The sequence below is a fragment of the Erwinia sp. genome, from assembly GCF_031978025.1.
Taxonomy (GTDB): Bacteria; Pseudomonadota; Gammaproteobacteria; order Enterobacterales; family Enterobacteriaceae; genus Erwinia.
Window position 1 is genome coordinate 1 of sequence record NZ_DALZCD010000085.1, and the last position, 15,209, is coordinate 15,209.

11 protein-coding genes and 1 pseudogene are annotated in these 15,209 nt (G+C 55.6%); 8 read left to right on the forward strand and 4 right to left on the reverse strand.

Annotated elements, in window-relative coordinates:
* From thiP to RTK32_RS08970, 4 genes and pseudogenes are all read left to right on the forward strand, one after another.
* Positions 1 to 239 (forward strand): annotated as a pseudogene (gene thiP / locus RTK32_RS08955) (thiamine/thiamine pyrophosphate ABC transporter permease ThiP); the annotation flags it as partial.
* A complete protein-coding gene (gene thiQ / locus RTK32_RS08960; RefSeq protein ID WP_312043165.1) occupies positions 223 to 924 on the forward strand; it encodes a thiamine ABC transporter ATP-binding protein ThiQ in 702 nt (233 codons plus the stop codon). The pseudogene thiP and the gene thiQ, both read left to right, overlap by 17 nt.
* Positions 925 to 1,303: 379 nt before the next feature.
* Positions 1,304 to 2,140, forward strand: coding sequence for an SDR family oxidoreductase (locus RTK32_RS08965; RefSeq protein ID WP_312043167.1), 837 nt, complete (start codon positions 1,304 to 1,306; stop codon positions 2,138 to 2,140).
* Positions 2,141 to 2,651: 511 nt separating this feature from the next.
* A complete protein-coding gene (locus RTK32_RS08970; RefSeq protein WP_312043169.1) occupies positions 2,652 to 3,467 on the forward strand; it encodes an arginase family protein in 816 nt (271 codons plus the stop codon).
* Between the two features lie 45 nt (positions 3,468 to 3,512).
* Here RTK32_RS08970 and RTK32_RS08975 read toward each other — a convergent pair whose 3' ends face one another.
* Together RTK32_RS08975 and RTK32_RS08980 are read right to left on the reverse strand one after the other, a co-directional pair.
* A complete protein-coding gene (locus RTK32_RS08975) occupies positions 3,513 to 4,190 on the reverse strand; it encodes a type 1 glutamine amidotransferase domain-containing protein (protein ID WP_312043171.1) in 678 nt (225 codons plus the stop codon).
* 517 nt (positions 4,191 to 4,707) lie between these two features.
* Entirely contained in the window at positions 4,708 to 5,313 is a 606-nt protein-coding gene (locus tag RTK32_RS08980) for a TetR/AcrR family transcriptional regulator (protein ID WP_312043173.1), read from the reverse strand.
* A gap of 425 nt (positions 5,314 to 5,738) precedes the next feature.
* On the opposite strand from RTK32_RS08980, the gene RTK32_RS08985 reads away from it, so the two are divergent.
* Both RTK32_RS08985 and RTK32_RS08990 read left to right on the forward strand, forming a co-directional pair.
* A complete protein-coding gene (locus RTK32_RS08985) occupies positions 5,739 to 7,049 on the forward strand; it encodes an MFS transporter (RefSeq protein WP_312043175.1) in 1,311 nt (436 codons plus the stop codon).
* Between the two features lie 8 nt (positions 7,050 to 7,057).
* The gene (locus tag RTK32_RS08990; protein ID WP_312043177.1) at positions 7,058 to 7,852 is read left to right on the forward strand and encodes a substrate-binding domain-containing protein; all 795 of its coding nucleotides are present in this window, start codon (positions 7,058 to 7,060) and stop codon (positions 7,850 to 7,852) included.
* On the opposite strand, the gene RTK32_RS08995 is transcribed toward RTK32_RS08990, so the two are convergent.
* Together RTK32_RS08995 and RTK32_RS09000 are read right to left on the reverse strand one after the other, a co-directional pair.
* The gene (locus RTK32_RS08995) at positions 7,839 to 8,726 is read right to left on the reverse strand and encodes a LysR family transcriptional regulator (RefSeq protein WP_312043179.1); all 888 of its coding nucleotides are present in this window, start codon (positions 8,724 to 8,726) and stop codon (positions 7,839 to 7,841) included. The genes RTK32_RS08990 and RTK32_RS08995 overlap by 14 nt on opposite strands.
* Positions 8,727 to 8,789: 63 nt before the next feature.
* On the reverse strand, positions 8,790 to 9,554 hold the full coding sequence (locus tag RTK32_RS09000; protein ID WP_312043181.1) for a DedA family protein: 765 nt from the start codon (positions 9,552 to 9,554) through the stop codon (positions 8,790 to 8,792).
* A 250-nt stretch (positions 9,555 to 9,804) separates the two neighbouring features.
* Here RTK32_RS09000 and polB point away from each other — a divergent pair, with 250 nt between their 5' ends.
* Positions 9,805 to 12,165, forward strand: coding sequence for a DNA polymerase II (gene polB, locus RTK32_RS09005; protein WP_312043183.1), 2,361 nt, complete (start codon positions 9,805 to 9,807; stop codon positions 12,163 to 12,165).
* Positions 12,166 to 12,297: 132 nt separating this feature from the next.
* The gene (gene rapA, locus RTK32_RS09010) at positions 12,298 to 15,204 is read left to right on the forward strand and encodes an RNA polymerase-associated protein RapA (RefSeq protein ID WP_312043185.1); all 2,907 of its coding nucleotides are present in this window, start codon (positions 12,298 to 12,300) and stop codon (positions 15,202 to 15,204) included.
* Positions 15,205 to 15,209 lie beyond the last annotated feature (5 nt).

The window sequence follows — 15,209 nt, forward strand, 5'->3', positions numbered from 1 at the left end:
TAAAACGGCCGCTGGCACAGGCATTGGCTTTTGCCAGCGTGCTGTCGGTCGGCGATTTCGGCGTGGTGGCTCTGTTCGGTAACGAAGATTTCCGTACTCTGCCGTTCTGGCTCTATCAACAGATGGGTGCCTATCGCAGTGAGGATGGCGCGGTAACGGCTCTGCTGCTGCTGCTACTCTGCTTCCTTTTATTTACCCTGATTGAAAAACTGCCGGGACGCCATGCTGACGTTGACTAACCTTACCTGGATTTACCAGCATCTGCCGATGCGCTTTTCCCTGTCTATGCAGGCCGGCGAGCGTCTGGCCATACTCGGCCCCAGCGGCGCGGGCAAAAGCACCCTGCTGAGCCTGATAGCCGGTTTTCTTCCCGCTGACGGCGGCGATCTGTGGCTTAACGGCGAAGATCATCGCTCTACCCCGCCAGCCAGGCGGCCGGTCTCTATGCTTTTTCAGGAAAATAACCTGTTTCCGCATCTCACCGTGGCGCAAAATATCGGGCTGGGATTACATCCGGGGCTGCGGCTGAACGCGGAGCAACAGCGCAGTTTACAGGCGATTGCGGAGAGAGTAGGTCTGGATGCGTATCTGTCACGTCTGCCGGGAGAACTTTCCGGCGGGCAGCGTCAGCGTGTCGCTCTGGCCCGTTGTCTGGTGCGTAAGCAGCCGATCCTGCTGCTGGACGAGCCGTTCTCGGCACTGGATCCTGCTCTGCGTAAAGAGATGCTGGCGCTGACGGATGAGGTTTGTCGGGAAAGAACGATGACGCTGTTGATGGTATCGCACAGTATTGAAGATGCAGCCTGTATCACGCCACGCAGTGTGCTGGTGGTCGATGGCCGAATTTTTTGGGACGGTAGCACTTCTGCACTGCTTAACGGCGAGGTCAAAGAAGCCGCCGTGCTGGGAATCGGGCAACGATAACCACAACGCAGGCCCGGTTCACAGGCGGGCCTTACCGCCATCATCTTTGTATTGAACCCGATCAGGCCCCGGTTAAGCGTCGACCAACACAATAAAAACCCACTATAAAATGGCCCTGTTTATTAAGTATTTTAGTGATACGGCTTAAATATATTGGCGCAACCAGAGCCAGGCAGCGTTATTTTTTAATTAATTTATTTTCACCTCGGTATATTAACCCAACGGCATAATCACCTGTTTCATTTAACGGATTGATTTTAAAAAACACCCCATCATAAATAAATTGAATGACGAGTGTCATGTTAATTACATAATGATGTGTTACTAATGAAATATCGCCAGCATGGCCAGAAATTTATTTTATTAAAGGAAACAGGCAATGATGAATGCGCAAAAAAAGACGATATTAATTACCGGGGGATCGAAAGGGCTGGGTCTGTCCTATGCCAGAGCGTTGGCTAAAGAGCACCGCGTTATTATTACTGGCAGGGATGCGCAAAGGCTGGCTGAACTCGAAGAGGAGTTTGGCGGGTCGGTTCACTGCCTGCAGTGTGACGTAACCGATCGGGTGGCCGTTGCCGCTTGCTTCGCCAGCATAGCCGAAAAATTTGATCATATTGATGTGGTGATCAATAACGCTGGCGTCTGGGGTCCGGTAGATAAGTTTGCTGATATTGCACTTGATGACTGGTTTGAAGCCATCAATATTAACCTGCTTGGCCTTTCTTACTGTACCCACGAGGCGCTTAAACCGATGCGTCTGAAAAAGCGCGGCACCATCATTAATATCGTCAGCAACGCCGGGGTTTACCGCTGGCCCTATTGCACATCTTATTCCGTGACCAAAGCTGCCGTTATTAAATTAACCGAAAACCTTGCGGTCGAGATGAAGCGTGAAAACATCTCTCTTTATGCCTATCACCCCGGCCTGGTTCATTCCACCGGCATGGTCACCAATCTTATTGAAAGTATTACCGACAGTAACAGCGCCAGGGGTAAAGCGTTGCAGTGGGTGTACGATGAAAAAGATGCCGGAAATACCGTTGATGAAACACAGAGCCTGATAAATATTGAAAAACTTTGCAGCGGAAAATATAAGTCATTAAGCGGACTTTATCTTACCGTCAGGGACGATCTCGATTTGCTTCTGGAAAGGAAAAGAGAAATCCGGGAGGGCGATCTGTTCATGCTCAGGGTGAATGGCCTGGCCGTTTAAGTCTGCTGTTTTCCTGATGGCCGATTGTATTGTCCTGCGTCCTCAGGCTGGTGTCTGTTGTCCTGCCAGCCTTATCACTATCGTTTTTTCCACCAGCAGGCTGAAAAGCGTCAAGGCTTTGCGTGGTACAAACGCTTTTCTGTATCGCGCCGTCTTCCTGTTGTCTCAGGCTTACCTTTCTTCGCTGATACCCTGAAAAGCGTTCGCACTCTGCAAGACACAAACGCTATTCATTATCGCGCCGTCTCCTCGCTGTCTCAGGTTTACCTTTCTTCGCTTGTACCCTGAAAAGCATTCGCGCTCTGTAAGAAACAGACGCTATTCATTATCGCGCCGTCTCCTCGATGTCTCAGGTTTACCTTTCTTCGCTTGTACCCTGAAAAGCGTTCAGGCGCTGCCTGGCACAAACGCTTTTCACGCTTGTTTCACTTTCTCCGTTGTCTTATGTTTACCTTTCTCCGGCGTCACTCCGGAAAGCGGACGTCGCCTGTCTTTTAACAGGAGCAGACTGATGACTGGAAAAAACGTTGCCTGTACCGTTTTTCAGGGCCGTGCCGGCGATCATAACGATCTTGCCATTCCTGCCGCCAAAGCTATCGGTGACGCGCTGGCTTGCTGTACTGGCCAACCGCCAACGCTTATTGGCACACCCGAGCCGGCGCTGAACCTGGGCTGGCGCGAGGAGCTGGATGCAGCCATGCCCGATCTGCGCGCGGCACAGCGATATTTTGACGCCGTGTTCGCGTCCGGCGCCTTTTCCGTGGCGGCCACCAGCCGGTGTGCCGTATCACTGGCCACGCTGCCCGCCCTGGTAAAGCATCATGCCGAGGTTTGCATAGTCTGGTTAGATGCACATGCCGATCTGAATACGCCAGAATCTTCCGTCAGTGGTTTTCTCGGTGGGCTTGCTTTGTCCGGGCCGCTGGGCTTTTGGCATTCCGAGCTGGGAAGCGGCATTAACGTTGAGCAGGTGGTGCTGGCTGGCCAACGCGACCTCGATCCTTTTGAATCGGCCCTGATTAAACAGCACAACATTCCCTGCCTGTTACCGGGCAAAGGGTTACCGGAGCGCCTGCGTCAGGCTGTTGCGGGGCGCGCGGTTTACGTTCATCTTGATTGTGACGTACTGGCGCCGGGCACGGTGCCGACAGATTATCAGTCTGCGGGAGGGTTAACGTTGGCAGAGCTAAAAGCCTGCTGCGAAGCGCTTGCCTGTTCGCCGTTGGTAGGGATAGAGATAGCAGAGTTTCAGCATGCCTGGCAGCCGGGCGGGCCGCCGGTTTCGCCCGACCCGCTGATAGCGGCACTGATGCCGCTGTTGAAGTAGTCGTCAATCACCGGAAACCTGCGGCATTTCGCCGCAGGAAAACGGTTATGCAAACTGTTTGAGCAGCAGCGAGGCCGTTGCCGCTGAGGAGCCGGGGTTCTGGCCGGTAATCAGCAGTCCGTCCTGAACCACGTACGACCCCCAATCGGCGCCTTTAGAATAGATACCGCCCTGCGCCACCAGCTCGTCCTCCACCAGGAAAGGCACCACGTTGGTCAGTCCGACACCTTCCTCTTCGCTGTTGGCAAAGCCCGTCACTTTTTTCCCTTCCACCAGCGGACGGCCCGCCGGCGTTTTCACATGGCGGAGTACGCCCGGGGCATGACAAACCAGCGCTACCGGTTTTTCAGCCGCCAGGAACGATTCGATTAGCGCGATGGAATGCTTATCTTCAGCCAGATCCCACAGCGGTCCATGGCCACCCGGATAGAAAACCGTATCGTAATCAGCCTGGGAAATCGTCTCCAGACGTACGGTGGCGGCAAGCTGCGCAACGGCATCGGCATCAGCTTCAAAGCGATGGGTCAGCTCCGTTTGAAAAGCCGGCTCGTTGCTTTTAGGATCCAGAGGAGGATTGCCACCAGCCGGTGATGCCAGGGTCACTTCCGCTCCCGCATCTTTAAAAGCGTAATAAGGCGCGGCCAGCTCTTCCAGCCAGAAGCCGGTTTTACGGCCGGTGTCGCCCAGACGATCGTGTGAGGTCAGAACCATTAATACTTTCATCGCTTATCTCCGCATAGTGATATTAATTTGTAGTAGACCAGTCGTCTAATACGAGAGTAAAAAATCAGGCCAGCCTGCTGGCCCGTCAGTGGTCATATACTGAAGCCACTGTCTATTCCGCAAAAAATTTGCTTAGCCACGCTGGCCGCAGCAGCCTCTCTGTCAAAGCGCCATGCCGAACGTGTATGCTGCCAACGCTTTGGCAGAGTGTTACGCCGAACATTTATCCAGCCAACGCTTTGGCAGACCGTTACGTCGAACATATATTCTGCCATCGCGTTGGCAGACCGTTACGTCGAACGTATATCCAGCCAACGCTTTGGCAGACCGTTGCGTCAAACATTTATCCAGCCAACCCTTTGGCAGACCGTTACGTCGAACATATATTCTGCCATCGCGTTGGCAGAGTGTTACGCCGAGCATTTATCCAGCCAACGCTTTGGCATGCCGCTAAGCCAGACATCTGCCCTGCCAGCGGCCCAGGGGACGCGGTTCATTTGCCCTGTCTGCCACCTTATCAGGCTGCCAGGCCGAGCGTTTGTCGGGTCAACAACATTGCCGAGGTGAACGGTTCTTTATTGCGAACAATTTTCACCATGACGCTGGCACCCAGCCAGAGCTGGTAAAGACTTTCTGCAATGCGATGAGGGCGTTCCGCGATCCGTAACGAGCCTTCTTTTGCGCCAGCCTCAACTGCTTCCGTCAGCCGGCCCACAATCTGCGACGTCCCTTTTTCAAGCGCAAGCCGCATATTTTCTGACAGATCTGCGACTTCCGCTCCCAGCTTGACCGCCAGACATTTGCCCTGACAATCCTGGAAAGATTGCGTATCCTGCCACTGCTGCCAGTAATTCATCAGCCGCTGCGCCATATCGACGCCGGGCTGGCTCAGCGTATGGTCAAGCCCGCTCAGATAATCGGCAAAATAGCTTTCCAGCATGGCGACGGCAAAAGCATCCTTTGATCCGAAATAGTGATAGAAGGAGCCTTTAGGTACGCCCGCCTCGGTCAGGATTTCGTTTAGCCCGACGGCCGAATACCCTCTGCCTGCCATAATGCGCTGCCCGGTCGCAAGAATATGCTCGCGGACAGCGTCTTTCTGTTTATGCGCTGCTGTGTTCATAAAGTCACCCTACACTCAATTAGACCAGTCGTCTACAAAAACAGACTTTCTTTTTTCACCTTACCTGTTGGCCTCTTCTTTTTACACGCTCACTTAAACCGGGTGGGCATGAAGATGGTCTGGTTTTCCTGATAAAAACTAACACATTCAACAGATTAATCATAAAAAGATCCCTGGCTCTCTGTGCGGCTGTTGTCCGGGTAACTTTATGAATGTCATCACAAAAAGAAAACTTCGTCTTCACACCGATGAAACACCTGCAAAAACAAAACCGTAATAAATCCAATCGGTTTCCCCACTCTTTTTGTGATTAATGCCAGCGGCACATCAATCAATGCATTAATTGCACTTATTTACTTTGGCCTGGTCAGCCAGTCTTCAATACAGGCGCGGTAAAAAGCGCTACCGACAAACTGGAGATCCCTATGCACCCTACTTCTGACTCACCCCTGTCCCTGCGTGCCCGCATCAGCACGATTTTTCGCGTGACTTCAGGCAACTTTCTGGAGCAGTTTGATTTCTTCCTTTTCGGTTTCTACGCCACCTATATTGCACATGCCTTTTTCCCGACAAGCAGCGAGTTCGCTTCACTGATGCTGACTTTCGCCGTCTTCGGTGCAGGCTTTCTGATGCGCCCTGTCGGTGCGGTCGTGCTGGGCGCCTATATCGATAAGGTAGGCCGACGCAAAGGGTTGATTGTGACGCTTTCTATTATGGCGGTGGGGACTTTCCTGATCGTGCTTATTCCCTCTTATCACGCTATCGGCTTTTGGGCGCCCTTACTGGTCCTGACGGGGCGTTTACTTCAGGGGTTCTCTGCCGGGGCCGAACTGGGTGGCGTCTCGGTTTATCTGGCTGAAATCGCCACACCTGGCCGCAAGGGCTTTTATACCAGTTGGCAGTCCGCCAGCCAGCAGGTTGCCATTATGGTCGCGGCCGCCATGGGCTTCACGCTGAACGCCACGCTTGCAGAAAGCGCAATCCGTGACTGGGGGTGGCGACTGCCGTTTCTGTTTGGCTGTCTGATCGTGCCCTTTATCTTTATTTTACGACGCAAGCTGGAAGAGACGCAGGCGTTCCATGCCCGCCGCGCTCACCTGGCTATAGGACAGGTTTTTACCACGCTGCTGGCTAACTGGCAGGTGGTTATTGCCGGGATGTTGATGGTTGCCCTGACCACCACGGCTTTTTATCTGATTACCGTTTATGCCCCGACCTTCGGCAAGAAAGTCTTGATGCTCAGCGCTTCCGACAGCTTGTTGGTCACGCTGTTGGTCGCTGTCTCGAACTTCTGCTGGCTCCCAATAGGGGGAGCGTTATCCGATCGCTTCGGCCGTAAGCCCGTGCTGATTACTATGGCGTTACTGGCACTGGTCACCGCCTGGCCTGCTCTTCATCTGCTGGCTGGCGCGCCGGGTTTTTATACGATGCTGGCCGTGCTGTTGTGGCTGTCGTTTATTTACGGCCTTTACAACGGCGCAATGATCCCAGCGCTGACGGAAATTATGCCGCCGGAAGTCAGAGTAGCGGGTTTCTCGCTCGCTTATAGCCTGGCAACGGCGATCTTTGGTGGATTTACCCCTGTTGTCTCTACCGGACTCATAGAGCTGACGGGAGATAAAGCTTCGCCAGGATACTGGATGAGCTTTGCCGCCGTATGCGCCCTGCTGGCCACGCTTTATCTTTATCGTCGCCGCGCGACGCATGTTCAGCCGCTCACAGAATCGCTCAGCTAAGGAAAATTATGGACCAGACAAGACGATTTATAGGTGTATTACCGCTTCTTTTTCTCCTCAGCTCAGGCGTGCAGGCAAAAGCGCTGACGGTAATGATTTCAGGCGGCTTCAGCGCCGCATGGGAAAAACTCGCGCCGCGCTTTGAAGCGCAGGAAAGCTGTAAAGTGGTTACCGTATCCGGCCCTTCAATGGGGCAGTCCGCTCAGGCCATCCCTGCCAGGCTGTCTCGTGGAGAACAGGCCGATGTAGTCATTATGGTGGGCGATGCCCTGGAAAAGCTGGATAAGGCAGCCTGGCTGGCTAAAGATTCCCGTGTGGAACTGGCCGATTCCCCCGTGGGCGCGGTCGTTAAAAAAGGCGCAGCGCCTGTCAGTATCAAAACGGAAAAAGCGTTGCGGACAGCGCTGTTGCAGGCGCAATCGGTGGCCTACTCCGACAGCGCAAGCGGCAGATATGTCAGCGGTCAGCTGTTCGAAAAGCTGGGTATTGCTGCGCAAATGAAAGGCAAAGCGCAGAAGGTAGAGCGGATCCCGGTAGCCCGGGAAGTTGCGGAAGGAAAATATGCGCTGGGCTTTCAACAGGTCAGCGAACTGCTTCCCGTACCCGGCGTAACCTTTATCGGCGAACTCCCGGCCAGCGTGCAGTACACCACCCGCTTCGCCGGAGCCGTAACAAAAAAATCGGCCAACACGCAGGAGGCAAAAAAATTGCTGCATTATCTCTCGTCGGCTGCGGTGCAGGAGAGCGTTCGCGCCACCGGTCTGAAAACCGTGGCTTTACCGCAGACGGCTAGCGTTCAGTAATTAACTTTTCCAGCTCGGCGGCGACGTGCGACAGCACGCGTCCGCTGCGCTTGAGTAAACCCACCGTACGCTGTACTACCGGTTCAGTCAGCGGCAGGCTGGTGAGCACAGAATGGCCGGCAGAGGGCATTGACATCGCAGGAACGGCGGCAATGCCAAGGCCCGCTTCGACCATACCCAGCAGCGTGGTAACATGCCGGGTTTCACAAATACTGGGACGTTCGGGCACAATATGCGCCAGCGCCCGATCCAGCAGGTTACGATTACCCGATGTTTTATCCAGGCCAATCCAGGCCTGCTGATAAAAGGTTTTCCATGTCAGCGCCTTATTCCCTGCAAGGGGATGTTCATGCCGACACGCCGCAACATAGGTGTCCGCTAACAGCGGCAAAAATTCCACATCCGCCTGCGTACGACCAGCAAAGCTGATGCCAAAATCCGCCTGGCCGCTGACGACCGAGTCGTAAACGTTGCCGGCACTGCTGTCGATAAGCTTAACGCGTACCCGTGGATAGCGGATTTGAAAGCGGCGGATGACATCAGGCATAAAATAATAGGCAGCGGATGGAACGGTGGCGACGGTCACCAGGCCAGTACGATGCTGGCTGAGCTCGGTAACATCCGCCATTACCTCCTCGAAATCCACCAGCAGGCGGCCCGATCGCTCGGCAAAATGTTGGCCGTTCAGCGTCAGGCTGACGCGCCGGGTAGTACGTTCAAACAGCTTTAAACCCAGCGCATTTTCCAGCTTGTCTATTCGTCGGCTTAAAGCGGACGGAGAAAGGCAGATAGATTCTGCCGCCAGGCGGAAATTGCCATACTCCACCAGCGCCCGAAAAGCATACAGATCGTTCAGATCAACGTTGACTGGCATTCAGGTTTATCCCTGCAGCAGCGGCAGCGGCTAAAAGCAAGTGGCTTGCTTTTGGCCGCTGCACTAGCCGATAAAGACCTGCCACAGCAGATGGCGGAATATCGGCATCATCGGATGGAACTGGATCGTCACGAAGCTGGTCAGGGCCGCTGCCATCATTAACGGTGCCAGCCAGCGCAGGCGGCTTTCCGGCAGATAAGCGGTCGCCCAGTCATGCTGTTTTTTGGCGCGCAACCATCGCCAGCCCAGCCAGCCACCCAGCCACACCAGCACCGCTACCGCCAGCAGTAGCCATTTAAACAGGCTGCTGCTGGCATCCTTCGGCACATCAATCGCGACGCCCGCCAGGATCCCGGGCAGCAGATATAAAGGCGGCCACAGCACGCAGCCAATTAAATTAGGCGGAATAAACTTCTTTACCGGCAGCTCCAGCATTCCCGCTACCAGCGGGATCAGTGGCCGCGTCGGACCGATAAAGCGACCAACGATGATAGTAAACATGCTGTGCTCATGCAGGGCATGTTCGGTTTTATCCATCAACGGCTGGTGTCTTTTAATAAATGACCAGCGATGCAGCGGCCCTTTAAATTGCCAGCCGATAAAATAAGAGATCCAGTCACCCAGCAGGCAGCCGATTATCCCTACGCCCCAGGCCGGATAGAGGCTGATTTGCCCACTGCCGATCAGCGCACCCAGCGAGGCCATCAGCACGGTGCCCGGCAGCAGCAGCCCCACCAGCGCCAGCGATTCAAAGAAGGCCACCAGGCCTACTGCCAGCAAGGACCAGGCAACGGATTGAGTGATAAGGTGTTGCAGCCAGGCTTCCATAGAGTTCACATTCTGCTTATTGTAAAGGCGGATTGTCCTGACCCGCTCAGGATCCGTCAAGCGCTGTTTTGTATGGGAATGCGCATAGTTCTTTCACCAGGGTAAAGAAAAAGGGGCTGGCCGCACAGAAGAAAAAAGCCCCGCCGCCGGATAAAGAACTGTATAAATAAACATGCTATTATGAGGCAACTGGCCCGTTCCCCGGGTCGACGATCGCCGTATTCTGTTTCCAGCGGCTCAGGAGAGTAAGGTGAACGACGCTCGCGCAGGCTTTCTGCTGACCCGACACTGGCGGGATACGCCCAACGGCACCGAAATCGTGCTGTGGCTGGCTACAGACAGTGGCCCGCAGCGCGTCGTTCTGCCGCCGCAGGAGTCGGTCGCCTTTATTCCACAGCAGCACCTGGCCCAGGCGGAAACGCTGTTGCGTGCCGAAAAAGAGTGTCGGCTGGTGCCGCTGACGCTAAAGGATTTTCGTCAGCGCCCCGTTGTCGGCCTTTACTGCAAACAGTATCGCCAGCTACAAAAGCTGGAAAAGCTGCTGCGCGAAAACGGCGTAATGGTATATGAAGCCGATATCCGCCCGCCCGATCGCTTTTTGATGGAGCGTTTTATCACCGCACCGGTCTGGTTCAGCGGCCAGCAGGTTGGCAGCAGCCTTATGCAGGCACGCCTTAAACCCAATCCCGACTACCGTCCCCCACTGAAGTGGGTTTCGCTGGACATTGAAACCACGCGCCACGGCGAGCTTTACTGCATCGGGCTGGAAGGTTGCGGTCAGCGTGTCGTCTATATGTTAGGGCCGGAAAACGGTGATGCCAGCGGCCTGGACTTCAGGCTGGAATATGTCGCCAGCCGCCCTGCGCTGCTCGAAAAACTTAACGCCTGGTTTGCCGAACACGATCCGGATGTGCTGATTGGCTGGAACGTGGTGCAGTTCGATCTCAGGGTGCTGCAAAAACATGCTGACCGCTACGCAATCCCACTGCGGCTGGGCCGCAACAACGAAGCGCTGGAGTGGCGCGAGCACGGCTTTAAGCCGGGGATCTATTTTGCCCAGGCAACCGGCAGGCTGATTATTGACGGTATTGAGGCGCTGAAATCGGCTTTCTGGGATTTTCCCTCTTTTAGCCTGGAATCGGTCTCGCGCGAACTGCTGGGGGAAGGCAAGGCCATTAATAACCCCTGGGACAGAATGCAGGAGATCGATCAGCGCTTTGCAGAAGATAAACCGGCGCTGGCGCACTACAACCTGAAAGACTGCGAGCTGGTAACACGGATCTTTCAGCGCACTGACATCATGCCTTTTCTGCTGGAACGCGCCACCGTAAACGGCCTGCCAGCGGATCGACATGGCGGCTCGGTTGCCTCTTTCAGCCATCTTTATCTGCCGCGCATGCACCGCGCCGGTTACGTTGCGCCCAATATGGGCGAGGTTGCGCCTGAGGCGAGTCCGGGCGGCTACGTAATGGACTCGCGTCCCGGCCTTTACGACTCGGTGCTGGTGCTGGATTACAAAAGCCTTTACCCCTCAATTATCCGCACTTTTCTGATCGATCCGGTCGGGCTGGCAGAAGGCATGGCGCATCCCGACGACAGCGACTCAGTCAGCGGCTTTCGCGGCGCGCGCTTCTCCCGCGCTGTGCACTGCCTGCCGGACATCGTTGGTCAAATTTGGCAGGGCCGGGATACCGCCAAAAAACAGGGCAACCAGCCGCTGTCGCAGGCGCTTAAAATCATTATGAACGCATTGTATGGCGTACTGGGTACCCCTTCCTGCCGCTTTTTCGATCCGCGTCTCGCTTCCTCGATTACGCTGCGGGGCCATGAAATTATGCGTCAGACCCGGGAACTGGTGGAGGCGGAAGGTTACGACGTGATTTATGGCGACACCGATTCCACCTTCGTCTGGCTGAAAACCCCGCATGACGAGGCATCGGCCGCCGCGATTGGCCGTCAGCTGGTGGACAAAATCAACGCCTGGTGGCAGCACCATTTGCAGGAAACGCTGAACCTGACGAGCGCGCTGGAGCTGGAATACGAAACCCACTTCAGCCGTTTTCTGATGCCAACCATTCGCGGCGCGGAACAGGGCAGCAAAAAACGCTACGCCGGTTTGATCCGCCAGGGCAACGAAGAACGCATGGTGTTTAAAGGACTGGAGACGGTGCGCACCGACTGGACGCCGCTGGCGAAAAATTTTCAGCAGGCGCTCTATCTGCGGATTTTCAAACGGCAGCCCTATCAGGATTATATTCGCGAAACCGTGCGGCAGCTGCTGGATGGCGAACTCGACGACCAGCTGACCTACAGCAAAAAGCTGCGCCGACCGCTGGATGATTATCAGCGCAACGTCCCGCCACACGTACGTGCCGCCCGCTTTGCCGACGAGCAAAATCGCAAACTGGGCCGTCCGTTGCAGTATCAAAAAGGCGGACGGATCCGCTACGTGATGGCCACCTCAGGACCAGAGCCGCTGGAGGCGCGCCTGACGCCACTGGACTATGAACATTACCTTTCCCGCCAGCTACAACCCGTGGCGGAAGGGATTTTGCCTTTCGTGCAGGATGACTTTGCTACACTGGTTACAGGTCAGTTGGGGCTTTTTTGACAGGTGACGAACGCGCCACCTTCCAGTACCATAGCGCCCTTCCTGCAAAACGAAATAAATTTGCCGGGCTTTGCTGCCGGGCAGCCGTGCTATTGCCTGAAATAACCTCTACGAGAATCGAGCCGAATATCTATGCCTTTTACACTTGGTCAACGCTGGATCAGCGATACGGAAAGCGAACTGGGATTAGGAACTATTGTTGCGGTTGATGCGCGCATGGTCACACTGCTTTTCCCCGCCATCGGCGAGAACCGTCTTTACGCTAAAAATGATTCGCCTATTACTCGTGTGATCTTCAACCCGGGCGACACCATTACCAGCCACGAGGGCTGGCAGCTGGAAGTGGCAGAAGTCGTCACCGAGAACGGCCTGGTCAGCTACATCGGCACACGGCTTGATACCGAAGAGTCCGGCGTGATGTTGCGTGAGGTCATGCTCGACAGCAAGCTGGTGTTCAGCAAGCCACAGGACCGCCTGTTTGCCGGTCAGCTGGATCGTATGGACCGCTTTGCCCTGCGTTTTCGCGCCCGCAAATACCACAGCGAGCAGTATCGCCTGCCGGTAAGCGGCCTGCGTGGGATGCGTACCAGCCTGATCCCGCATCAGTTGCATATCGCGCACGATGTGGGCCGTCGCCATGCGCCGCGCGTACTGCTGGCTGATGAAGTGGGCCTTGGTAAAACCATTGAGGCCGGTATGATTATCCATCAGCAGCTGCTGGCCGGTCGTGCCGAGCGCGTCCTGATCGTGGTACCCGAAACATTGCAGCATCAGTGGCTGGTGGAAATGCTCCGCCGCTTCAACCTGCGCTTTGCCCTGTTTGACGATGACCGCTATGCGCAGGCACGTCTGGACAGCGATAACGCTTTTGATACCGAACAGCTGGTCATCTGCTCGCTCGACTTCGTGCGCCGCAATAAGCAGCGCCTGGAGATGCTGGCAGAAGCCGAGTGGGATCTGCTGATTGTCGATGAGGCGCATCACCTGGCCTGGGAAGAAGGCCAGCCAAGCCGCGAATACCAGGTCATTGAACAGTTGGCCGAGCAGATCCCTGGCGTGCTGCTGCTGACCGCGACGCCAGAGCAGCTGGGGATGGAAAGCCACTTTGCCCGTCTGCGCCTGCTGGACCCGGATCGTTTCCATGATTTTGCCGCTTTTGTTGAAGAACAGCAGCATTTTCAGCCTATTGCCGATGCCGTTTCCGGCCTGCTGGCCGATAAGGCGATTGATAACAACGCCCTGAACATGCTCAACGATCTGATGGGTGAGCAGGACATTGAGCCACTGCTGCAGGTTGCCAACAGCGATCGCGAGGGCAAGCTGGAAGCGCGCCAGGAACTGATCAGCATGCTGATGGACCGCCACGGCACCAGTCGCGTGCTGTTCCGCAATACGCGTAACGGCGTCAAGGGCTTCCCGAAACGTGAACTGCATCAGATCCGTCTGCCGCTCCCGACTCAGTATCAAACGGCGATCAAGGTTTCCGGCATCATGGGCGCGCGTAAAGCGGCCGATGAACGCGCACGCGATATGCTGTATCCGGAGCAGATTTATCAGGAATTTGAAGGCGACAGCGGAACCTGGTGGAACTTCGACCCGCGCGTCGAATGGCTGATGGGCTTTTTAACCAGCAATCGCGACAGCAAGGTGCTGGTTATCTGCGCTAAAGCCACTACGGCCCTGCAGCTGGAGCAGGTGCTGCGCGAGCGCGAAGGCATCCGCGCAGCCGTGTTCCACGAAGGGCTTTCTATTATCGAGCGCGACCGCGCAGCAGCCTGGTTCGCCTCGGAAGAGGATGGCGCTCAGGTGCTGCTCTGCTCGGAAATCGGCTCCGAAGGCCGTAATTTCCAGTTTGCCAGCCAGATGGTGATGTTCGATCTGCCCGCTAACCCGGATTTACTGGAACAGCGTATTGGCCGTCTCGATCGTATCGGTCAGGCGCATGATATTCAGATCCACGTCCCTTATCTGGAAAAAACCGCCCAGTCGGTGCTGGTACGCTGGTATCACGAGGGGCTGGATGCCTTTGAGCACACCTGCCCGACCGGCCGCGCTATTTACGACAAGGTCAGCGACCAGCTGGTCAACTATCTGGCTGCACCTGAAAGCAGCGAGGGGCTGGACGAGTTTATCAGCGACTGCCGCGAGCAGCATAACGCGCTGAAAAGCAAGCTGGAACAAGGTCGTGACCGTTTGCTGGAGCTGAACTCCAACGGGGGTGAGAAGGCTCAGGCGCTGGCGCAAACCATCAGCGAGCAGGACAACCATATTGAGCTGGTTAACTTTGCCCTGAACCTGTTTGATATCGTTGGCATTAACCAGGAGGATCGCAGCGATCACCTGATCGTGCTGACCCCGGGCGATCACATGCTGGTGCCGGATTTCCCTGGGCTGCCGGAAGATGGCTGCACAATCACCTTCGATCGCCGCCAGGCGCTGTCGCGCGAAGACGCGCAGTATGTCACCTGGGAACATCCGATTATTCGCAATGGTCTGGATCTGATCCTGTCCGGCGATACCGGCAGCTGCGCGCTTTCCTTGTTGAAAAACAAAGCGCTGCCGGTTGGTACGCTGTTACTGGAGCTGATCTACGTAGTAGAGGCGCAGGCGCCGAAACAGCTGCAGCTAACGCGCTTTCTGCCCCCGACGCCGGTACGGATGCTGGTTGACCGCAAAGGCACCAATCTGGCAGGCAAGGTGGAGTTTGAAAGCTTTAACCGCCAACTCAACGCCGTGAATCGCCATACCGGCAGCAAGCTGGTTAACGCCGTGCAGCAGGATGTGCATGAGATCCTGAAGCTGGCGGAAGGTCAGGCGGCCGAAGAAGCTCGCAAGTTGATCGACATTGCCCGAGTGGAAGCCAACGAGAACCTGAGCGCGGAGCTGTCACGCCTGCAGGCACTAAGCGCGGTCAATCCTAATATCCGTCAGGATGAGATCGATGCGCTGGAAAACAATCGCGAGCAGGTGCTGGCGGCGCTTGATGGCGCAGGCTGGCGCCTTGACGCGCTGCGCCTGATTGTCGTCACGCATCAGTAATTAGC